The sequence below is a fragment of the Treponema sp. Marseille-Q4130 genome (genome assembly GCF_014334325.1).
Lineage (GTDB): Bacteria > Spirochaetota > Spirochaetia > Treponematales > Treponemataceae > Treponema_D.
Window position 1 is genome coordinate 60790 of record NZ_JACSET010000006.1, and the last position, 22986, is coordinate 83775.

General features: G+C 48.2%; 19 protein-coding genes. 6 read left to right on the plus strand and 13 right to left on the minus strand.

Features of this window, described 5'->3' with window-relative positions; all coding sequences use genetic code 11:
• Window positions 1-247 precede the first annotated feature (247 nt).
• The 7 genes from H9I36_RS07685 to H9I36_RS07715 all read right to left on the minus strand — a co-directional run bounded on the left by H9I36_RS07685 (window position 248) and on the right by H9I36_RS07715 (window position 7926).
• Window positions 248-1222, minus strand: a complete 975-nt coding sequence (locus H9I36_RS07685; protein ID WP_187384788.1) for a Gfo/Idh/MocA family protein — start codon at window positions 1220-1222, stop codon at window positions 248-250.
• Window positions 1219-2034, minus strand: a complete 816-nt coding sequence (locus H9I36_RS07690) for a sugar phosphate isomerase/epimerase family protein (protein ID WP_187384789.1) — start codon at window positions 2032-2034, stop codon at window positions 1219-1221. Before H9I36_RS07690 ends, H9I36_RS07685 begins: the two co-directional genes overlap by 4 nt.
• Window positions 2035-2139: 105 nt before the next feature.
• On the minus strand, window positions 2140-3054 hold the full coding sequence (locus tag H9I36_RS07695) for a sugar phosphate isomerase/epimerase family protein (protein ID WP_187384790.1): 915 nt from the start codon (window positions 3052-3054) through the stop codon (window positions 2140-2142).
• Between the two features lie 127 nt (window positions 3055-3181).
• Window positions 3182-4225 (minus strand): Gfo/Idh/MocA family protein, encoded by a 1044-nt coding sequence (locus tag H9I36_RS07700; protein WP_187384791.1) that lies wholly within the window; start codon window positions 4223-4225, stop codon window positions 3182-3184.
• Window positions 4226-4343: 118 nt separating this feature from the next.
• Window positions 4344-5384, minus strand: a complete 1041-nt coding sequence (locus H9I36_RS07705) for an ABC transporter permease (RefSeq protein ID WP_187384792.1) — start codon at window positions 5382-5384, stop codon at window positions 4344-4346.
• On the minus strand, window positions 5381-6883 hold the full coding sequence (locus H9I36_RS07710) for a sugar ABC transporter ATP-binding protein (protein ID WP_187384793.1): 1503 nt from the start codon (window positions 6881-6883) through the stop codon (window positions 5381-5383). Before H9I36_RS07710 ends, H9I36_RS07705 begins: the two co-directional genes overlap by 4 nt.
• Before the next feature lie 101 nt (window positions 6884-6984).
• Entirely contained in the window at window positions 6985-7926 is a 942-nt protein-coding gene (locus tag H9I36_RS07715) for an ABC transporter substrate-binding protein (protein ID WP_187384794.1), read from the minus strand.
• Window positions 7927-8190: 264 nt separating this feature from the next.
• Between H9I36_RS07715 and H9I36_RS07720 the strand changes: the two genes are divergently transcribed.
• Entirely contained in the window at window positions 8191-9204 is a 1014-nt protein-coding gene (locus tag H9I36_RS07720) for a LacI family DNA-binding transcriptional regulator (RefSeq protein ID WP_187384795.1), read from the plus strand.
• Here H9I36_RS07720 and H9I36_RS07725 read toward each other — a convergent pair.
• Genes H9I36_RS07725 through H9I36_RS07735 form a run of 3 tightly spaced genes read right to left on the minus strand, consistent with a single transcriptional unit; the run spans window position 9184 to window position 11782 of the window.
• Window positions 9184-9897, minus strand: coding sequence for a queuosine precursor transporter (locus tag H9I36_RS07725; protein ID WP_187384796.1), 714 nt, complete (start codon window positions 9895-9897; stop codon window positions 9184-9186). The two genes, H9I36_RS07720 and H9I36_RS07725, sit on opposite strands and share 21 nt — an antisense overlap.
• A gap of 15 nt (window positions 9898-9912) precedes the next feature.
• Entirely contained in the window at window positions 9913-10725 is an 813-nt protein-coding gene (locus tag H9I36_RS07730) for a metal ABC transporter permease (protein ID WP_370586960.1), read from the minus strand.
• Window positions 10718-11782, minus strand: a complete 1065-nt coding sequence (locus H9I36_RS07735; protein WP_222864665.1) for an ATP-binding cassette domain-containing protein — start codon at window positions 11780-11782, stop codon at window positions 10718-10720. Before H9I36_RS07735 ends, H9I36_RS07730 begins: the two co-directional genes overlap by 8 nt.
• Before the next feature lie 164 nt (window positions 11783-11946).
• Between H9I36_RS07735 and H9I36_RS07740 the strand changes: the two genes are divergently transcribed.
• The 5 genes from H9I36_RS07740 (at window position 11947) to H9I36_RS07760 (ending at window position 18801) form a co-directional block, all read left to right on the plus strand.
• The gene (locus H9I36_RS07740; RefSeq protein WP_187384797.1) at window positions 11947-15012 is read left to right on the plus strand and encodes an Eco57I restriction-modification methylase domain-containing protein; all 3066 of its coding nucleotides are present in this window, start codon (window positions 11947-11949) and stop codon (window positions 15010-15012) included.
• A gap of 2 nt (window positions 15013-15014) precedes the next feature.
• The gene (locus tag H9I36_RS07745; RefSeq protein ID WP_187384798.1) at window positions 15015-16037 is read left to right on the plus strand and encodes a hypothetical protein; all 1023 of its coding nucleotides are present in this window, start codon (window positions 15015-15017) and stop codon (window positions 16035-16037) included.
• Between the two features lie 86 nt (window positions 16038-16123).
• The gene (locus H9I36_RS07750) at window positions 16124-16348 is read left to right on the plus strand and encodes a hypothetical protein (protein WP_187384799.1); all 225 of its coding nucleotides are present in this window, start codon (window positions 16124-16126) and stop codon (window positions 16346-16348) included.
• A 97-nt stretch (window positions 16349-16445) separates the two neighbouring features.
• A complete protein-coding gene (locus H9I36_RS12925) occupies window positions 16446-16730 on the plus strand; it encodes a PIN domain-containing protein (RefSeq protein WP_370586962.1) in 285 nt (94 codons plus the stop codon).
• A 478-nt stretch (window positions 16731-17208) separates the two neighbouring features.
• Window positions 17209-18801, plus strand: a complete 1593-nt coding sequence (locus tag H9I36_RS07760) for a glucose-6-phosphate isomerase (protein WP_187384800.1) — start codon at window positions 17209-17211, stop codon at window positions 18799-18801.
• Window positions 18802-18931: 130 nt separating this feature from the next.
• Here H9I36_RS07760 and H9I36_RS07765 read toward each other — a convergent pair whose 3' ends face one another.
• The 3 genes from H9I36_RS07765 to H9I36_RS07775 are packed head-to-tail and all read right to left on the minus strand — an operon-like array spanning window position 18932 to window position 22929.
• Window positions 18932-20551: a CapA family protein gene (locus H9I36_RS07765; protein WP_187384801.1), complete on the minus strand. Its 1620-nt coding sequence runs from the start codon at window positions 20549-20551 to the stop codon at window positions 18932-18934.
• Window positions 20548-22317: a tetratricopeptide repeat protein gene (locus tag H9I36_RS07770; RefSeq protein ID WP_187384802.1), complete on the minus strand. Its 1770-nt coding sequence runs from the start codon at window positions 22315-22317 to the stop codon at window positions 20548-20550. The genes H9I36_RS07765 and H9I36_RS07770 overlap by 4 nt, the downstream gene beginning before the upstream one ends.
• Before the next feature lie 3 nt (window positions 22318-22320).
• Window positions 22321-22929, minus strand: a complete 609-nt coding sequence (locus H9I36_RS07775; RefSeq protein WP_187384803.1) for a hypothetical protein — start codon at window positions 22927-22929, stop codon at window positions 22321-22323.
• Between the last annotated feature and the right edge of the window lie 57 nt (window positions 22930-22986).

Here is a 22986-nt window from a genome sequence, read left to right on the forward strand (position 1 = left end):
GCGCTAAGCGTTTTTCAACTCCAGACTTTCAAAAACAAATCCGAGCCACGGAAATCAATTTTCAATGAGTAATTGTTAATGTGTAATGGGTAATGAGACGGTATTGAGTTTTCCATTCCATACGGAGGCACGATACAGCATGTGCCGTACATCGTGCGAAGTTCCCCGCGCAACCTTGCACGAGCGCGGAGCGCGAAGTTCCCCGCGCAGGAATTTATGCACGTCTCCTGACATATTATACTATTTGTCAATTCGTTTTTGTCAATCGATCGAGGATTTTCAAAACGGCAAGCACTTGATACTTTGAAACGCGTTGACAATCTTCGGCCCGCCTCAAGCATTCCGTAAACGCGGACAGCTCGTTGTAATACCAGCCGACCGCCGGTACGTTTATACCCGTCGCAACGGTCACCTCGTCGTCGATATTTACCCGAAACGTTTCGCCTCCTGCAGGATAAACGGTTAAATCGTTTCCGCTGCATACGATGACGGCGTTTTCGAATTGGACCCGCCAGCCCGCAGTAAACGGAAACGGAGCGTTGTACCATGCAGCTTCGGCGGTGACGGTGAGATTTTCATATTCGTATACGAAGGTTGCGTGTTCGGGATACGGTACCGACGCTCTGCCGTTCGCATAACAGCGCGCATTTTCGGGCGCGCCGAACAAGCTGACGATGATATCCAAATCGTGAATGTGCAGATCGTAGGGAATAAAGCCGCTCTTGTCTTTTTCAAACAGCCACGAATCTTTCGACCACGAAGGACACTCGGAAAGCCTAAAAAAATGAGCGGAGCACGGCGCACCGTACGTTTTTTCATCGACGATTTTATGCAAGTATTCGACCGCTTTTGTAAACTGCAGTACCAGGGCGGTATACAAACGGAGACCGCGCTTTTCCGCTTCGGAAAAGAGTTCGGCCCCGTCGGATTCGGAAAGCGCAAGCGGTTTTTCGCAGATGACGTTTTTGCCGAGTGAAAGAGCGCGCATAACGAGCTCTTTGTGTAAAAACGTCGGCGCGCATATATCGACTGCGTCGAAGGGTACCGTCACGGCATCGAGCGATGAAAAATACGGAACGCCCCACTCCTCCGCACGGGAACGGGCGGCGGCGTTTTTATCGACGACGGCTGCAACCGAAACTCCTTCGATATGTTTGTAATTTTGAAAATGGACGTTCCCCATACCGCCGGCACCGACGATCGCAACGGAAATCGGCTTCATAGCGTATATCCCAGCCGCATCAAATAATCGGCCGAATCGCGCACTGCGCGGTTCACTTCGTCTATATCTTTTGCACCGTCTTTTGTAAATTCGATTTCGATGCTGAGCGGCGACGCATTGTCATGTGAGTCGAGGATCGAAAACAGTTTCGGAAAATCGACAAAGCCCTTGCCGAGTGCGGGAAAATTCCATTCGTTCTTTTGGCCCGCTTTATCTTTTATGTGCAGATATGCGACGTTCGAAACGACGTCGGCCAGATCGGCTGCAGGATCGACGCCGCCGTAAAATATCGCATTCGCCGTATCGTAATTGATCTTTACGTCGGACGAATCGATTTCCGCAATCAACGCATCGACGGCTTTTCCGCTTCCGTGCTCCCCGTGTACTTCGATGACGAGACGCATACCGCAGCGCTCAAGCAGCGGGAGGAGCGTTCGTATGTTCTTTGCAACGACGGCGTTCGCCGACTGCACTTTATCCTTTAAGTGCGCTTCTCCTGCGGATGACACGATAAACGGAGCTTCGAAAAAATGAGCGAGGAGGATATTGTCGGCGAAATCTTTCAGTCGCTCACTGTCCGAAAGATTGCAGTGCCCGCTCATGCCGATAACGCCGAGCCCCGCATTCGAAAGTTTTTCTTTAATACGGCAGAGTTCCGAAAAGGTCATGTCCGCGCACACGTGTTCCGTCCAACCCTTCGTCGCCGTCAGTTCGATGTAGTGAAAGCCCGCCGCAGCGATGCCCTCGACCGCTTCGTCGAGCGAAAAACCGTGATACGTATTGGAATTGACTGCAATGATACGCTCTTTCATAATCCTCCCCTCCGCAAGCGTCCGAAAACCCGAGCTCCCGGACGCTTTCTTTAGATCCGTTGGGAAACAGCCGAAAACGGTAATTTAAATAGGCAATCATTACCGCTATAAGAGAAACTGCTCGATATAGCGTTTCGACTGCACGAGACTTTTTACGATCATATCGCGCGAGCCTTCGAACGAGCGATCTTCGACTTCGATGCACGCCGCTCCGTCATAACCTATATCGGTGAGTGCGCTTACGAATTTACCCCAATCGACATCGCCGAGGCCCGGTATTTTCGGCAGCATAAACGCAAGCGGATACGCAAGCACGCCGCATTCGGCAAGCTTATCGCGAAGCAGTTTAATATCTTTAAAATGAACGTGAAACAGCCGATCGCGAAATTCGTATATCGGCCGGATATAATCCATCTGCTGCCATACAAAATGACTCGGATCGAAATTGATACCGAAATTGCCGTCGGGAATTATTTTGAACATTTCGCGCCACAGCACGGGCGACGTAAAAAGATTTTGACCGCCCGGCCATTGATCGATTCCGAACAGCATCGGACAATTTTCGATCGCTATTTTAACGTTGTGCTCTTTTGCAAATTTAACGATCGGCGGCCAGATCTTTGCGAAAAGTTCGAGATTGGCTTCGACCGGCTTTTGCGAATCGCGCCCGACGAAAGTCGTCACCATACCGACCGAAAGAGAACTGCTCGCTTCGATGACGCTGTACAAGTGTTCGATCGCTTTTTCGCGCTTTGCCGCATCGCCGTCCATCGTATTCGGATAGTACGCGAGCGACGACAACGATACGTTTTTTTGCCGGCAACAGTCGAGGATCTCCGCCGCGCGCTCTTTCGTCAGCCCTTCCGTATCGATGTGACTCACGCCTCCGTAACGCCGTTCCGCTTTTCCCTGCGGCCAGCACGCGAGCTCGACGCACGAAAAACCCAATTCGGATGCGACATCGATCGTCCCCTTAAAATCCCAGTCAGCCAATATCGACGATACAAAACCCAATTTCATACGCCATACCTCCTCGATCGCGAGATGCAATTTTGAATCAACAACCCCGACGCAGCCTCGCAGCGAAGCTTCAAGCGGCATCGGGGTATTAAACCCTCCGCACGAATAAAATTCGACGCCCGCCTTTTTAAGCGTTTTCCTTGATATACACCGTTCGACCCGTCTCCGACGATTCAATGCTCGCAAACACCGCGCGCATCGCACTTAAAACCGACTCCCCGCAGATTTCAGGCTGTTTGCCCGCAGCGATGCAGCCGACAAATTCGTCGATGACGCCGCTCTTTGTTTGACTGTCGTTCGTTTGAATCGCATCGAGTTTATATACGATTTCTTCACCGCCTGAAGAAATAAATTTCATCGAATACTCGGGAGCGTCGTAGATGCGCAGAATCCCCCTCGTACCGTACAGCACCGTCGAATTGTCTTCCTGCCCGTAATACGTCCAGCTCGCAGTCATCGTACCGATAACGCCGCCCTTCGTTCGATATATGCAGATCGCGTTGTCGTCGACGCCGATAATATTGTTGTGCGCATCTTTTTTATCGAGCGTTGCAAGGCGCGCCGTCGTTTCGACGATCGTATCGCCGAGCAAAAACTGTATCAAATCGGTTTTGTGAATTCCCAAATCCGCCATCGCGCCCATCGCCGCTTTTGTGCGGTCAAAAAACCATACGTCTTTTCCGGGATCGACGCTCCACGTTTCCGGTCCTCCGTGTCCGAAAACCGTTCGAAACGAAATGATTTTTCCGAGCGTTCCGTTTTTGACGAGTTCTCTCGCTTTGACGTGTGCTTTTGCAAGCCGCTGATTTTGTCCGATCATCAAAAATCTATCGTGCGTTTTCGCTTCCGACACCATGCGTTCGCATTCTTCGAGCGTCACCGCCATGGGTTTTTCACAGAGTACGTGCTTTCCCGCTCTGAGCGCTTCGATCGCGATCTCGGCATGCGTGTGATTCGCCGTACACACGCTCACCGCATCGATCGCCGTATCGGCAAGCATCTCTTCACGCGTTTTATAAACTTTGCACGCGTACTTTTCCGCAAGCGCTTTCGCACGCTCTTCGTTTATATCCGTAATACCGATTATCTTTGCATTGCCGTTGCTGAAATATTCGGGCAAGTGCCGCACCTGCGCGATTTTTCCGCAGCCGATAATTCCGACATGTACCATAACTGTCTCCTGTGATTCGATTTGCAATGTGCCGGCGCACGCTGCAGCTCCGCCGACCGCTTCTAAAAATTCATTTTGTCCGCAATGCCGCATTTCAGCCGAATACCCCATCCCGCCGTTACGCTTCTTTTTTTTGCAGCAGCACCGCTCCTATCACGATGACGCCCTTGCACGCTTCGCGGAGAAACGGAGGGACGCCGAGCAAATTCAATAAATTATTCATCACCGCGATGATGAGAACGCCGAGCACGGTGCCGCCGACGGATCCTCTGCCGCCCGACATACTCGTACCGCCGACGATGACGGATGCGATCGCATCCATTTCATACCCGCTTCCCGCATTCGCGAAGTCCATCGCACCGATGCGCGATACCTGCAAAACCGATGCGACCGCGACGAGCAAGCCCATGAGCGCATATACACGCCGCTTTACGGTATACACGTTTATGCCGGAAAGCTTCGCCGCCCGCTCGTTTGAGCCGACCGCGTATACGTGCCTCCCGAACGCAGTCTTTTTTGAAACGACGTACAGCGCGTATGCAAAGACGAGCCAGTACACGATGGGCATAATCATCTGCCCCGCAATCTGCGCGTTTGCGATTTCGAGAAACGGAGAAGGCACGGCAGGATTGTATCCCTGCATAAACTGCTGAGTGACCGATCGGCATATCTTCATCGTGCCGAGCGTTGCGATAAACGGAGGTATCTTTCCCGCCGTTACGATGACGCCCGTAAATTCTCCGAGCAGCAAACCTGCGATAAGACCGAGGACGATCGCAATGCAGTATGCGCTTCCGCCGCTGATACCGAAGGCGGCAAGCAGACCGCGTCCGCTCGAATCGATAAGCACCATGACGATTGCCCCGATTGCGACGAGCGTCGAACCGACGGCGAGGTCTATGCCGCCGGAGATGATCACAAAGGCCATGCCGAGCGAGATAATGCCTATCGTCGCATTGTTGCGCAAAATATTGATCCAGTTTTGACACCACGTCAAAAACCATTCGCCGAAGGAATCGAAATTAAAACCGAGCGCAAGCGTTTGAAACACGATCATCACAAGCAGCGCAAAACCGGTACTGAACAGCGGCTTTTCCGTCCAATTCTTTTTAAACCATTGCACGCCTCGTCGCAGCGACGGCTTATTATCGATACTCATACTGAAGCTCCTCTTTCGATTTTTTCACCCGTTGCAAGGCGCATGATCATGTGTTCGTTCATATCCGCCCCGGACACTTCGCCGACAACGGAACCGTGAAACATGACGATCGCCCTGTCGCACACTCTGACGATTTCCTGCGCTTCGCTCGAAAGCACGATGACGGCGACGCCGGAAGCCGCAAGCTTTTCGATAATTTCATAGATTTCTTCCTTTGCGCCGACATCGACACCCTGCGTCGGATTATCGAGTACAAGGACTTTCGGCTCCGTATTGAGCCATTTCGAAAGTACGACTTTTTGCTGGTTGCCGCCGGACAGATTCGTAATTAAATCATCTCCGCTTTCCATTTTGATATGCAGATTGCTCACGTGTTTTTCAAAATCGCGTCTTTCCCGCTTTCGGTCTATAAAACACAGCTTTCGATATTTTGCAAGCGATGCGAGCGAAGCATTTTCAAGAATCGTCATATCTTTGACGATGGCGTTTTCCTTTCTGTTGCGCGGCAGGTAAGCGACACCTTTTTGTACCGCGTCGGACGTGGATGAAAAGGCCGCTTCTTTTCCGGCAATAAAGAGTTTTCCGTCCGCAGGCAATCCCGCTTTAAAAATCGATAAAAACAATTCGCTTCTGCCGTCGCCGAGCAATCCCGTTATGCCGAGCACTTCGGATGCGTGAGCCGAAAAAGAAATATCGTTAAAATGTTTATGATCGCCGTAGCCTTCGACACGGAGCATTTCTTTTCCGCGTACGCAAGCCTTTTTCAAGCCGCCGCCTGCGATCTTATGACCGACCATATAAAATGCAAGCTCCGCGTTCGTCACGTCCTGCGTTTTTCCCGACGCGACGACTTTACCGTCACGCAGTACCGTATAGCTCGAACAGATATCGAGCACTTCGCCGAGCTTATGCGAAATAAAAATGATGCCGACGCCCTGAGCCGAAAGATCGCGCATGAGCGCAAAGACACGCCGTATTTCCGGTTCCGTCAGAGAAGTCGTCGGTTCATCCATGATGATACAAGATGCATTCATCATCATCGCGCGCGAAATCTCCACGATCTGTTTGTACGACGCATCGAGACTCCGCACCGGAAGGCAGGGATCGAGCGAGATTCCGATCCTGTCAAAGGTTTGCTTCGTCTTTTCTATCATCGCTTTGCCGTCGAGAAAACCGTTTTTCTTTTTCAACTCGCGGCCGATAAACATGTTTTCGTAGATCGCCAAATCGTTTATTAAATTCAATTCTTGATGAATAAATGCGATACCCGCATGCAAAGAATCGACGGGCGAAAAAAATCTCACTTCTTTTCCGTCGACGGCGATGCTTCCGGAATCGGCTTGGATGACGCCGCCGAGGATATTCATCAGCGTCGATTTTCCGGCGCCGTTTTCTCCGAGCAGCGCGTGTATTTCACCTGCGTGTACGGAAAAAGATACGCCGTCGAGAACGGCGGCTTTACCGAACGATTTGCAGATATCCCGCATTTCAACTTTCATGCACTACCCTGTTTTATTGATTATTGATTTTTACCGAGAGCTGAAAAGGGGCTGCCGAAAAAGTAACCGACTTTTGAGACAGCCCCTTTCGATACGAAATATCAATACGGAGAACCCGCATCGAGGAAATTTTTATAATTCGTACGATCGACGATCGACGTCGGAATGATTTTTTCTTTTGCTGCAGAAGAACCGCTGAGTACGGCAAGCGCCACATCGACGGCATCGCGCACCATCGCAGGGCTGTACAGCGCCGACTCGATCCAGATATCCGTATTTTTCGGCATCATGTTGAAATATTCCTGACAGCCGCCGCCGCCGGTGATGACTTTTACGTCCGTGCGTTTCGCTTCGCGAATGGCCTGAATCGCGCCGATCGACGTTTCATCATCCATCGAAAATACCGCATCGATCTTTTTATTTTTTGTAAGGATGTCGGTCATATCTTTCAAACCGGCTTCGCGCGTAAACTGCGTCGCATAGGTTTGAATGCTCAGATTCGGAGCGATTTTGGCGACAGTATCCAAAAAGCCTTTTTTGCGGAGCTGCGCTACCGAACCGGAGGTCGGCACATCGAGAATGACGACATTGCCGGTTTTCCCGATTTTGTCGACGATATACTTCGCACCTTCGGCGCCCATCCCCTCGTTATCGCCGGTAACGCGGTATACGCCGTCGACATTGATCACGATATCGAAGTTTACGACAACGACGCCCTTTGCTATCGCCCGTTTGATCGGCACTTCCATACCCGTCCACTGCGGAAACGCGACGATCGCCTGAGCGCCCCACAAAAGCAAATCGTCAAGCTGCGTCGTCATCTCTTCGCCGTTGGTACTCGTGTAGAGCTTATACACGACTTTATCGGAGAGCGCTTTACAGCGAGCTTCCGCTTCATAGGCTACCGCAGCAACCCAACCGTGCGTAACAGCCGGCGCGAGAATACCGATTTTGTACTTCTTGCCGGAAGCCGCTTTCGGCGCGGCAAACAACGAACCGGAAACGATCATCAAAGCAAGAAAAACGGCACCAATCTTTTTCATACTACCTCCCGTAAAAACTTTTGCAGAAAGCTTGCGCTTTCGAAAGTATTACAGCCGTACGCTAAGTACGAACACAGTTTTTATCCGATACCTCGTTACAGCGATACCGATCTTATGCAGTGTAGTGCGAATTTCCCCTCTTGTCAATGAAAAAATTACAAAAACATTATATTTTTTTTTAATATTGATTTTTTTGATAGAATTACATATAATATTATCAAATATATGTAATTTTTTCATAAATTTTTCATAGGGAATGCAATTATGGGAAAAAAGACACAACCGACATACGCACAATTGGCGGCGGCAAGCGGTATTTCGGTCGCTACGATAAGCCGTATGATAAACGGGAGCAGCAGGGTTTCGGAAAAAGCGCAGCGTAAAATCATGCAGGCGCTGACATCGCTCGGATACGATCCGGAAAGCATTCTGCCCCATCCTGCAGCCGAAGGCAATTTTATCCTGTTCAATATACCGAATCTTGCAAATCCGTTTTACAGTTTGATTATTCAGGGTGCACGCGATGCGGCAAAGCGCAGCGGCTATACGCTTTTAATAAACGAAGACGCGATAGACGACGCAACTATCGAAGCATATCTTATGATGATCAAAAAGATAAAGCCGGCGGGTTTGATTATAACCAATTCCGTCTCACCGGTGATTTTAAATAGGCTCGACGCTCTCGTTCCGATCGTCCAATGCTGCGAGTGTAACGAAAACCTTTCGATACCCTTTGTCACGATCGACGACGCGGAAGCCGCAAAATATGCGGTCGAACATCTCATCTCGCTCGGCTGCAAACGGATCGCATTTTTAAACGGACCGCTGTCGTACAAATACGCGCGCAATCGGCTCGCAGGCTATACGAGCGCGCTCGAAAGCGCCGGACGCAAAGCCGAACCCGAACTGACGGTGCAGCTCGGAGAGATAAATTACGATATGGCGCTGTCTGCAGCTTACCAGCTGCTCAATTCCTCAAACAGACCCGACGCTTTTTTTTGCAGTTCCGACGTCTATGCTGCGGCAGTCATAAAAGCGGCGAAAAAAGTGAATCTTTCCGTACCCAACGATATCGCCGTCATCGGTTTCGACAATACCGAAATATCGTCGATGTGTACGCCGTCCATCACGACGGTAAATCAGCCGCGCTACCAAATGGGCTTGGTCGGCTGCGATATGCTGACGGAGCGCATCAACGACAAAACCCTGCCCGTGCGCGGTATGTATTTGGAAACCGAACTCATCGTGCGCGAATCGTCAACGCGCCGCCCCACGTGATGTGCGCATCGCATGTATTTTTCGCGCAGCGTACAAAAACGGCGTATCGAGTAAACTCGTTGCGATGTAGATCACGTAGCACGACGCCGTTATCGCCGCGAGCGTTTTCATATCGTAGACGCCGAAAAACGCACCGAAATTGAAGAGGACGATGTTCACCGCTTGGGATGCGAGCGTCGCCGCGTTATTGCGGAGCCACAAGTATTTTACCCCGCTGCCGCTTTTCTTTTTTGTTAAATCCCACAGCGCGTGATAGAGGCGTACGTCGAGCAGTTCGCTTACGGCATAGGCGATGAGGCTTGAGGCAAGGATGCGCGGCGTTCCGGAAAAAAGCGTTTTGACGGCCGCCATCGCGCGGTCGTCGGAAGCAGGCGCATAGTGCGGCCACAGCGCCGAAAACAAAATAAAAACGCAGGATGTCGCGATGCCGATTTTTACCGCTTTGCCGGCTTCTTTTTTGCCGTAGAATTCGCTTAAAAAATCGGTTGCAAGAAAGCTCGACGCGAAAAGCGTATTGCCGAGCGTCTGTTCCATGCCGAAGGCTTTTATTAAAACGGCGACTTCGATATTTGCCAAAACCGTGCACAGCGCGATCCACACGCTGCAGCCGGTTTTTCCGAAAAGGCAAAAAAACGCGAGCAAGCCGCCGAACGAAGCGGCAAGTGAAATAATAAGCAGCAATTCATTTGTCATAATCTGTATTTACTATTATATCACGGAAAAAACCGCATAGGCAATTCCCGCAATGATCGCGATCACGGCTCCCGGCGGCAAATCGAAAACGACGGCGAGCACGTAGCCTCCTGCGGCGAAGATGCAGCCCGAAACGCTGCTCAGCAAAAAGAGAGAGCCGATACCCTGCCCTTTTTTCCGGCGCAAAAAAGCTGCGGAGGAAAGCACGGGCAGCACAAGCAGCGCGTCGATTAAAAACGCGCCGAGCAATTTCATCGCGATCGCCACAGTAAACGCGATGATCGCGACCATGAACGTATAGTGAACGCGCACGTGTATACCGAGCGAATAGGCGATCTCCCTGCTGTAAAAGAGTGCGGCGATATTTCTGAAGTTGATAAGGACATAGGAGGCGAGAAAGATTGCAAGACCGGCAAGAAACGCAAGGTCGGACACACCGAGCGCGAATGGACTTCCCCACAGCAAACCGAGCGTATCTTTTGCCGGAACCCTTCCGATGCGCACGACAAGCGACGCGAGCGCCATGCTGAAAACCATCGCCGCGGCACTCGCCCCGCCGAAACCGAAATTTTCATTTTTCGTAAACGCCGTCATCGCAAAAATGAGAACGATGTTTACCGCGAGAATCACGGGAACGAGCGGAAGTGAAAATGCAAGCGCGAGCGCACCTCCCAAAATGACGCCGTGCATGAGCATATAGCGAAGCGGCACAAGCTGCAATCGGAGCACCATGACACCGCAAAGCGGAAAACAGGCGCCGGAGAGGACGAGCGCGATACCCCCTCGAAACACCGGCGGCAGCATAAAAAGCAGCAACAATCTATCCACACACACCTCCCGCATCTTCGGCCGCCGCTTCGCCAAGGTGCAGCACTTGCCACCCGGTCATACGCAAAAGCGCTTCGTCGTGCGTAACGATGATGACGGTCGGGATTTCGGAAACGGAAAGCGAATGCAGGATTTCCATAACCGTAGCGCGGCTTTCCGTATCCAAAGCGGCAGTCGGTTCGTCGAGCAAAAGCAGTTTTGCGTTTTGCGCAAGGCAGCGCGCAAAAGACACTTTTTGCTTTTCACCGCCCGAAAGACTTGCAAAGCTCCTGCCCGAAAGACGAAGCGCATCGACACGCGCGAGCGCTTTTCGAATGAGAGAAGTTCCGTTTTTTACGCGGGGCGGCAAACCGAGCGACACGACTTCTTCGACCGAAAGACTGTACTCCGAGCTCTCCGCCGCTTGCGGAATATAACCGATCGTCCGCTTGGGCAGCTTCGACGGATGTACGCCGTCGATCAAAATCTCCCCCGATTCGACCGGGATCATACCGATCAGCAATCGTAAAAGCGTCGTCTTTCCCGCGCCGTTTTCGCCCGCTATCATAAGACGACCGCCGGCGTTTACGGCAAACGAAATGTTTTTGATAAAACCGTACGGCGCGGACAAATTTCGCACGCACACGTCGACGCCCTGCACGAGCTTTGCGCGGAAGCGCAGATGCGTATACATCTCATCGCTGTCGTACATCGTTTCGAGACGATCTTCGGTCGCGCACAAAAGACGGCGCACCGAGGTATCGTACGAAAGTTCAATCGGATCGTGCCCGCCGCGCACACGGTTCAATCCCGCAACATAGTCGATCGCCAACGCGCTTGCGATATTCGCGTGGATTTTTTTGATGCCCATACGGATCATCAAAACGCAGGCGGCCTTTCCGACGGCGGTATCGTGAGCGCAAAGATCGCTTCGAGAACCGTCATACGTTTTAAAAAAATCTTCAAGGGCAAACAGCGGCATAAGCCACTTTCCGCCGTTTGAAAAGATGAGCGTATCTCCGTCGTAAACGCACAGCGTCGTATGTTCGGGAAGCGGCAAACGATAAGCGGCAATCATACGGACAGTATAGAATAATTCGCATAAATGGCAAATAGCGCGAGGAGGATACGGTGTCAATGTATCGCGCACGCGGCACACGAAAACTCTCGCAAAAAAAACACAGCTCCGCTATAATGCATACAGCTTGTTATTTGTAGAGAGTATCGAACGAGGAATAGACGATGTCCATTAAAGCAAAAGACATGACGATGACTGAACGCAAAGAGCGTGTAGCGCAGCTGGTGAAGCAGTTTAAAGAGAATGAGGCGTTTTATCTTTCCAAAGACTTTGTGGAAAGCGAAGTGCGCAATAAGTTTATCGATCCGCTGCTTGAATGCCTAAAATGGGATGTCAAAAACGAGAAAGGAGCGCGGCATGACCGGCAGGAGGTCATTACCGAAGACCGCGTAGTGATGAACGGGCAGGTGAAGCATCCCGACTATACGCTCTGTTACGGCGGCGAGCGCAAAATGTATGTTGAAGCGAAGCAGCCGAGCGTTGACCTTAAAACGAATCCCGAACCTGCGCTGCAGGTGCGGAGATATGCGTATACGTCAAAGATGCCTATTGCAGTGCTTACGGACTTTCAGGAATTGGCAATTTACGATACGCGGATTAAGCCGTCCGAAAAAGACACTGCTTCAACTGCCCGCATTGAGTATCTAACCTACGATAAGCTCACCGAAAATTTTGAATCGCTGTACAATAAAATCAGCTGGGATGCCGTTGACCTCGGCACCTTCGATACCTATTACGAAAGCAATAAGGATAAGCGGGGAACGGCGACCGTTGACGATGATATTTTGAATATGATCGAAAAATGGCGGATGGAGCTTGCCGAAGATATTGCTCTGCATAACGAAGGAATCGATGAATTCAATTTGACGGGAGCCGTACAGAAAATTATAGACCGGATTCTCTTTTTGCGGATTTGTGAAGATAAAGAAATCGAAGAAGGAAATCAGCTTAAAAAAATTGCGGCACAAAAAACGAATATTTATAAAAATGTGCAGAAGCTTTTTGAAAATGCGAATGCTAAATTTAATGCAGGACTGTTTGCTTCCGATACATGGCTTGACGGACTTGCTGTTGCGGATAAAACACTTACCAATATTATCAATGCACTCTATTATCCTGAATGTCAGTATGAGTTCAGTGTACTGCCGGTTGAAATATTGGGGTCTATCTATGAGCGTTTTTTGGGAAAGATTATCCGCTTTACGCGCAAAACAAAAAACGGGCACAGCATAGAAATCCTTGAAAAACCTGAAGTACAAAAAGCAGGCGGGGTGTATTATACGCCGCCTTATATCGTTAAATACATCGTTGAAAACACAATCGGTAAAAAGCTTGCAGGCAAAACTCCTGATGAGGTAAAGAGTTTACACTTTGTTGATCCTGCATGCGGTTCGGGGAGCTTTCTTGTCGGGGCATATCAGTATCTGCTGGACTGGCACTTGGATCGGTATTATGCGGAAGAGCGGCGTGCACAGGCGGAAAAGAAGGGGCTTATCTACAAGGATGCAGCAACTCAAGGGTATAAGCTGGGTATTGAAGAGAAAAAGCGCATTTTGCTGAACAATATCTACGGTGTCGATATCGACGCGCAGGCGGTTGAGGTAACAAAGCTTTCGCTTTTTTTGAAGCTCTTGGAAAATGAAGGCAAGGCACTTTCCGCAACGGGACAGGCGGCACTATTCAGAGGGAGCGACATACAGGCAAAAATTTTGCCCGATATGTCGCACAATATTAAATGCGGGAACAGCCTTATCGGAACGGATTATTACGCCGGTAAAGATTTAACGCTCTTCGGCATCGAGGAGCAGCGCAAGGTGAATGCCTTTGACTGGGATGCGCAGTTCCCTGATGTTTTTGCACACGGCGGTTTTGACTGCGTGATTGGGAATCCGCCGTATGTAAAAGAGTATACCGATACAGGCTGCTTCGAAGGTTTGCATAATCATCCATGCTATCAAGGAAAAATGGATTTGTGGTATTTTTTCGGGTATCAAGGAATTCGCTTTACAAACGAAAACGGCTTAATAGGATTTATCGCACCGAATAATTGGATCACAAATGCCGGCGCTTCCTTGTTTAGAAACTTTGTATTGGATAATGCAAAGATAGTAACGTATACGGACTTCGGCAATTACAAGGTATTTGAAACCGCCTCAATTCAAACGATGATATACATTATGCGAAAAACGCAAATGAATGAGCGGTATTCGGTTGAATATTCTCGGCTGAATAATGACCGTGCCGAACTGTCCGAAGTGCTTGATTTTTTAGCGGGTAACGGACAAAAGAATGTAACCCGATTTGAAGCGGAAATTACAAAAGATGCTTGCAAAGACAAATACATTCTCTTTTTGAATAATAAAATTTCTACTGCTCTCGATTGCATAAAAGAGAGAAGTAATGCAATGCTTACGGAAGACGAAATTGCACAAGGAATTGTAGCGCCACAAGATTTTTGTAATAAAACATCTGCTCTCACATTAGGTGATGAAAATCTGCAAGGTACAGGCATATTCAATCTTTCTATGGATGAATATAATGCGCTCAATTTATCGTCCCAAGAAAAGGAGTTGGTAAAACCTTTTTATACTTCAACAGAGCTGCATAAATATTACGGCAACGAGAATAATAAACTATGGGTGATATATACAACGTCAAAGTTTAAAAATAAAAACGAAATGAAGCCATATCCGCATCTCAAAGCGCATCTTGATAAATTTATTCCAGTGATTACATCAGATAATAAACCGTATGGGCTGCACCGTGCACGCGAAGAGCAATTTTTTAAAGGCGAAAAAATCGTTTCATTACGAAAAACAGCGGAGCCGTGTTTTACCTATACTGATTTTGATTGCTATGTTTCACAAAGTTATAATATTATTAAATCCGAACGGTTCAATCTTAAATTCTTAACCGCCATATTAAATTCCAATGTGATTAAGTTCTGGCTGCGCTATAAGGGAAAAATGCAAGGGGATAACTTTCAGGTAGATAAAGAACCCTTGCTTGGATTACCTTTGATTGTCCCGACAGAAGCGGAGCAGATACATATAAGTGCTTTAGTTGACCAGATGATTGCCGCACAGGAACAGCTGGGCAGTGCAATCTCCGATTCTGATAAAAAATTCTTGCAGCAACGAGTTGACATTTTGGATAAGCAGATAAATACTGTTGTTTATGGGCTGTACGGGCTGACAGAGGAAGAGATAAAAGTGGTGGAGGGGGAGTAGAGATGGTAGGAGAAACTAATACTGTAGAATTACATTATTACTTTTCTGATAAAGAACATAAAATAGATGCCTTCATTGAGAATCAATGTGAGCATGAATTACTTACATTGATGAAAGAAATTTCTGCTTATTTCGAAATAGATATCTTATTTGAAACTGGTCTCACGAAAGAAGGTGGTTTCAGAAAGTTTTTTCACTTAACACCGAATAATTTATCAGAAAAAGAAAAGAAAAAAATTAGAATAGAAATAAGGATAAGTGTTTGTGTAGTACTTATTGCAAATATTATAGTACAACCACTTGCAATTCCGATAACAGAGACTATCAAATATGCTGTATCTAAAATGCTCGAAGATAAGGAAATAAAAGAACTTGAGAAAGAAAAACTAAAAGAGGAAGTGAAAGCATTAAAACTCGATAATGAAAAACGGCTGCGGGATATAGAAGAGAATGAGAAAATAAAAATAAGCCGTTCTAATTTTTATGAAACATTACACAATTACGAGCGATTAGATCATATTGAGTTTTCAGCAGATGATGAATCTGAGAATAAGGTGGTTGGATATGGTAAAATTCCAAAAAGCGATTTTAAAAAATATATACTCAATAAGGAAGCTTTAACTGATAAAATAATTGAGAATGCAACAATTACTATTGTTTCACCAGTTCTAACAAAAATAAACAAAAATATAAAATGGAGAGGCTTTTATAATGGAGAGCTGATAACATTAACGATGAAATCGGAAGAATTTATTACCAGTATAGATGAAGGTCTTATTGAATTTAAAAAAGGATTTACAATTACTTGTAATTTAAGAATAGAACGTGAAAAAATGAAAACAGGAGAAGAAAAACGAATATATATTGTTACAGAAGTTATAAGCTATATTATCAATGAAAAAGAATTGGAAACACTTGAAGGAAAAAGATATAAACAGCTAAAGAAAGAGAAAGAGGCTATTCAATATTTACCTTTTGATGAATTCCCAAATAATAAAATAGTGGAAAAGAATGATCTTGAGTAAACAGACAATTAGCAAACTACGTGAAAGTATAAATGAAGTATCAAAATATCATTCTAGTTATACGAATTACAAGGAGGCCATCCCCAATGTCTTACGAAACAGTTATTGAACAAGTAAAAATGCTGCCGGAATCGCTATTAGCGCCGGTTTCGGCTTTTATCAAACTGCTTGAAGCGGAGCAAGGTGATTTCATGGGAAATCATGCCGAGCAAATAAAATCCAAAAACAAACAAGCCTTTTTTGCATTAGCTGGGAAAATTCACCTTGATCAAGACACAGTTACCGAATTAAGGGAGGCGAGCTTGATATGATTTTGGCAGATACAACTATTATCATAGATTTTTGGAATAAGCCTGCGGTCGCTGCTGAAAAATATTTTCAGAAAATGATATTGCAATTTGCGGTGTCATCAAAACGGAGCTTTTACGCGGGAGTCAATCGGCTGATGATTTTGCACAAATACAAATGTCCCTTGCAGATTTTTATTATTTGAATTTTGCAGAAAATGATTGGGTTGCACTTGCAAAACAGTTTATAACACTTAAGAAGCATGGACTTGTTGTTCCGTTTCAAGATGCTATGATTGCGTTTCTTGCAATAAAATATGATTGCGAGGTTTGGACAAACGATAAACATTTTAAACTGATGCAAACGGCTATTCCTCAACTCAAACTTTTTTCCCCGAGAAAATAAATAATCGCTGCTATTGCAGTCTTTGATCGTTCTTTAAAATTGTACAACGAATAAATCTTCATATCCCCTAGAAGAGATTTAACAGATACGCCTTGCGCACGAAAGCACCGCACCCACCCACATAAATATGTTACAACATCGCATATTTATACAATCACATCATTCGATAAAAATCATCCGGAACCTCTCAAAACAGGTCGATTTTCCGCATTTTTTTGCAAATTTGCAACAAAAATTATTAATTTTCGATACTGTAATATTGCATAAATATACGGTTTTGCGAAATTCTTTGCGGCGGGTATCTGCATTTACGACTTCAGCATTGAAAACCTATATCCCTCCGCTTCGAACAAGAGCATCGACTCTGTACTCGACTATCTTTTTTTCCGTATTTTTGTTAAAGTAATGCGCATAAGCGCAGGCGCACAGCCGTTTTGCAAACGCTTCACATTTTATCGTATCGATTCCGAGGTATTTTATGAAAACTGTCGAATGGTGCAATCTCAACAAACTGGAAAGCTACAAAAAACTTCTTTCGCTGAAAGGAGCCGTTTCCGTTAAAACCGCTTTGAAAGGAGCGGCGGGTGCAAAGCGCATCGCGGACTTTTCGATCCCGATGAGTTCGGGTCTCACATATAACTACGCGGCAAAAGAAGTCAACCGGCAAATTCTTTCGATTTTCAAGTCGCTTGTCAAAGAGGCATCGCTCATCGAAAAGTTTGCCGCGCTCTACAACGGAGAAGTCGTCAACACGGGAGAGGGGCGCATGGTGCTCCATCACTTGACGAGGGGCAGGCTCGGCAAAGACGTATTCGACGGAAACGTAAACAAGCGCGATTTTTACACCGCACAGCAAAAGGCGATCGCGGACTTCGCCGAGCGAGTGCATTCGGGAAAACTCGTAAATGAAAAAGGCGAGCCTTATACGGCGGTGTGCCAAATCGGCATCGGCGGAAGCGATTTGGGGCCGAGAGCGCTCTACCTCGCCCTCGAAAATTGGGCGACGGCGAACGGCAAGCTCAAAATGAAAGCGCATTTTATTTCGAACGTCGATCCCGACGACGGAGCTGCCGTCATCGCTTCTCTCGATCCTTCCCGTACGATTTTTATCCTCGTTTCGAAAAGCGGTACGACCCTTGAAACGCTTACGAATCAAATGTTCGTCGCCGATTTTATTAAAAAAGCCGGCTGCGATCCGGCAAAACACATGATCGCCGTAACGAGCGAAATGAGTCCGCTTGCAAAGAGCAGGGATTTTCTTGCGGCATTTTTCATGGATGATTATATCGGCGGGCGCTATTCGTCGTCGAGCGCCGTCGGAGGAGCCGTGCTGAGCCTCGCATTCGGCTCTGACGTATTCGAAAAAATTCTTAAAGGCATGGCGGCGGAAGACAAGCTTGCAACGGAAACCGACCTCTCAAAAAACGCAGCTCTCATGGACGCGCTCATCGGAGTGTACGAGCGTAACGTGCAGGGCTATCCGATGACGGCGGTGCTCCCTTATTCGCAGGCGCTCGTGCGCTTTCCCGCTCACTTGCAGCAGCTCGATATGGAATCGAACGGTAAAAGCGTCAACCGCTTCGGCAAAAAAATCAATTATGTGACGGGGCCCGTCATATTCGGAGAACCGGGTACGAACGGACAGCATTCGTTTTATCAGCTTTTGCATCAGGGAACGAATATCGTACCGCTCCAGTTTATCGCTTTCAAAGAAAGCCAAGCCGGCAAAGACATCGTGGTCAAAGGTTCGACGAGCCAAAAAAAACTCGGCGCGAACGTCGCCGCACAGATCATCGCGTTTGCATGCGGCAAAGACGACGATGATCCGAATAAATATTTTGCAGGAGAGCGGCCGTCGAGCATCATCTACGGCGAAAAACTCACGCCCGAAGCGCTCGGTGCGCTCCTTTCGCACTACGAAAACAAAGTGATGTTCCAAGGATTTTTATGGAATATCAATAGTTTCGATCAGGAAGGCGTACAGCTCGGCAAAAAACTTGCGAACGCAGTGCTCGAAGATAAAATGGAAGCGAACCTCAAAGCGTACGCAGAACTGCTCATAAAGCGATAAAGCCGAAAAACGCGGCGCGTATTTGATAATCGCAAAACGCTTTCGGCGATTGTACGACGGTCATTTTCGCCGAAAGCATACCTTTATTTTAAAATACGTTCGAACCCGGCATTCAGACTTTTATTAATTTTCACTTTACCGCATCTGTGCGCCGCTTGAGCGTAACCGTTTTTCCTTTGAGTTCCGCTTTATAGATTTCGCAGTAAGCGATGCGTTTATCTACGATTCCGAGCCTCACGATTTCGCTTTCGGTCGCGCCCGGCATTCCTTCCATGCCGTTGAATAAAAAATTTCCGAGGCTGTAGACGATGAGGCTTTTGCCGTACCATTCGACGCTCTGGAGGACGTGCGGATGGCTTCCGAATACGACGTCGGCGCCCGCGCTGCACAAAGCTTCATAAAAGCGGCGCTGGCTTTGTGTCGGCGTAAAGCGGTACTCTTCTCCGCCGTGCACGTTTACGATGACGAAAGCGCCTGCAGCTTTTTCTTTTCTGACGCTCTCCAAAAGCTCGTCGCTCTGCCACAAAATGCCCGCCCTCGTGTCGGTCGCAGTTGCAATCGTTTTGCCGTTAAAGCCCGAGCGTTCGACGGGAAAGGCGCCGCACGAAATGATCGCGAACGTTGTGTCTCCGACGGTTTTATGATAAAACTTTTTCGCCTCATCCGCATTGCGTCCCGCTCCGCTTGTCGGTATGCCGTACTTTTCAAAAGCGGCGAGCGTGTCCTTAAAACCTTCTTCTCCGAAATCGTAAGCGTGATTATTCGCCTGCATGAGATAATCGAATCCCGCGTCTTTTAAGTGCGGCAGCACTCTTTCGTCGAAACGGAAGGTATAGGTTTTTACCGCATTGTTTTTTGAAGACGTTACGACGCCTTCGAGGTTTCCGATCGTAATATCGTTTTTTTGCAAAACCGAAAGCGTATTTCCGAACACCGTTTCGAGACCGTCCGGACGACCGATCAAAATGTCCTGTACGCCGCGCGCAACCATGATATCGCCGACGCTTGCAACGAAAATCGTTTTGCATGCGGATGCGCTTTTCGGCGCAAAGACGGCTTCGCAGAGTGCGGAGAGTTTTTCCGCATATCTTTTATCGTATGAGACGCACACGGCATAGCGCTTTACGGAAAGTGCATAGCCCTCGCTTCCGGCATAGACGCCGTCAACGGGAAGCGCGCGATTGCCTTCGGGCATTGAAGCCGCCTCGGAAAACGAAACGCTCGCATCGGGAGAAAGAAGCGATGCTTGCGGCGTTCCGTCGCTTGCAAAATCCGCTTTTACCGAAGGGAGCAGTTCCGTTTCCGACAAAAGATAATAAACTTCGTTTTCTCCCCGCTTTTCTTTTGCGATCGGCACTTCTGTCCTTTCCGAAATGCGCCCTATCGTAACGGAAACGGCACCGAAAAACGAGGGGCGCATGTTTTCGCTTTCTTTTATAAAGCGGAACGAAGACTTATCGCTTTGCGCCGCTTCAAATTCCGCTTTATACGACTCATACAGCGCATCGGACACGCGGACAAAAAGTTTCACGGGACGGAATGCCCGAACGATAAGCACGATAAAAAAGAGCGATGCGAGCGCAAAAAGAATCGCCCGCATTTTTTTATTACGAAAAATATTTTTTTCGATCGTCTCAAAAAAGTTTTTGATTTTCGATTTTAAAACGGTGATCTTTACCGCAAAAAAATTGTTAATTGTCAATTTGACGGCGGCAAGCGTTCCGCAGATTTTTTTATGAAAACGTATCATTTTATTAATTTCGACAGCTCCTCGTTAAGTTTCCGCATTTCGGCGTTGTTCGGGTCTAAGGCGACGACCTGTTTGAGATAATACTGCGCTTTGCGGTAATCGCGCCGCCCGTAATAAATTTCATAAAGTCTGAAAAGCGCGTCCGCGTTTCGCGGGTTTGCGATGAGGCTCGAACGCAAATCGGCGAGGGAATCTTCCTGCGAAGCGTCTAAAAAACTCCTTCGATAATAAAAAAAACTCCGCATACGTGAAGAAGCAGCGGGCAAGCGGGAATTGATAATCGAAAGCGCCTGTGCGCTCCGGCCGGTTTTGCTCAGCACAACGATGTAGGACTGCAGTATGTCGTCGTCATCGGGATTTTCGGCGTACAGCGGCGAAATGAGATTCCACGCTTCATCGTTTTTTCCGAGTTCGAGGCAGATACGGATATGCACAAAAATATCGTTTCGAAGCGCATCTTTCGACGCCAAAAGCGCTTTGCTCGAATCGTATGCGCCCTTCCATTTTCCGCTGCGCATCATACCGTCAATCTCATAGCGCTTTGCTTCCGTATTTGCAGGATCGATTGCAAGAGCACGCTTTGCAAATTCTTCGGCGCTCACACCCGCAAGCGGAGCGGCCGTTGAAGCGGCCAGGCGTGCGGCGAAGAGCAGCACGTCCAAATCGTTCGGGTACAGCGAAAGCGCGCGTTCTATCGTTTCTGATGCGGCGGCAAGGTTTTTGCTCCACTCGTACTGAAGGCGGGCGCGGAGCAAAAGGTAAGCGCGCGAAGACGTATCCTGCCGCGCGTATACGTCGAGGAGAGAAGCCGCACGGATGTAATCGCCTCTCCCTGCTAAAATGCGCGCACGGAACAAAACGTAATCCAAATCGTTCGGTTCCTGCTGGAGCACGCGACCGACGTATTCTTCGGCTGCGGAAAAATCCTTAAGCGCGAACGAAGTTTCGGCGCAGAGCTTTAATACAGCGATATCCGCAGGATAGCGATGCAAAAGCGAGAGCGCTGCCGTCTGCGCTTCATGCATCCGCCCGAGCCGTTTCAGACAATCCGCTTCGGCGTATGCGATCTCTTTGCATAAAGGCGCGGATTTTGATGCGAGCGAAAAATGAGCGAGCGCTTCCTCCGTTCGCCGAGTCTTTGCGTACAGCACGCCGATGAGATAGTGCGCAAGCGCGGACTCCGGACGAAGCGCAAGGGCAGCCGTGAGAGCCTGTTCCGCGACAGCCGCATAAGAAGAAACATCGTCCGCCTTAACAACGACGAGAGACGGAAGGACGAGCGTAAAAAAATCGACGTTGCCGGTGCTTAGATCGTAGATACCGTTTTTCGCCGAATCGATCGCTCCGAGATAGGGAGTCGCCTCGCTTACGGGCGGCGTTTCCCAATCGGCACGTTCGGAAAGCCACACCGTTTTCATAATGCCCGAAAGCACGTTCAAAAGTACTTTTTCCGGCTCGGTGTAATCCGCTCCCGATTTTCGCAAAAGAGATACGGCAGTCCGTATGGAATCGGGAGATGCGTTTTCGGAGGCGGACATCACATCGGGGGCAATACGGGAAAAATAGGTGCGGCGCGTCCGCTTGGGTACATCGATCGCACTCACCTTCCCCTTGTCGCCGGAGACGGCGTTTTCCGCCGCCGCAGGCGCATTATCGGCACGGGAAGACTTCTTCTTCGGCGCAGCGCACAGAGGAGAGGCACAAAGCGCGCATATCACCGTAACGAGAATTATTAATTTTATTCCGTTCGGAAAACGAATGCGCACAGATTACAATCCTTTGTTGAACAATTCTTCGTCATCCTCGTCGATTTCTTCGGTTTCTTCCTCATCGATGTAAAATTGATTGTATTTCCGCTGCAGCAAAAAAAGGACGACCATGAAAGCGCCGGAAATGATAATAAAAAACGGGATAAATGTGAGAACGAAACTTTTAAAAGAGCCGGGTATAACGCGGAACGAAAAGAGCAAAAACACGATACCGAGCAAAAGCAGCGTAGCGGCGGGAAAGGCATAGGCGATGCGCAATTTGTGCGCTTTATAAAGTCCGGACGCCAAAAGCGCAAGAGAAGCAAAGACAACAGAAGCGGGCCACCACTCGTGCAGCGTGTTCGGAATGACGCCGCTCGTTACGAGACCGAAAAAAATTCCCGAAAGAGCGCAGAATATACCGAGAAAAAAGTGAAACGAATTGTGCGTAAATGACAGCGTAAAATATAAAAAGACGGCACCCAAGACCATGGCGACGACGGGCCATGCGGTCATAAACAGGCTGTCCGTTCCGCCCGGCGACAGAATAAACATGACAAATCCCGCGGTAATTAAAAATATCCCCAGAGCGAGGATCATATTGTAAAAGCGCATACTGTATCTTTTCATGGTACCTTATAGAATACACTTTATACGGCGTCTTGCCAATAAGTCCCGCTCGTGCTA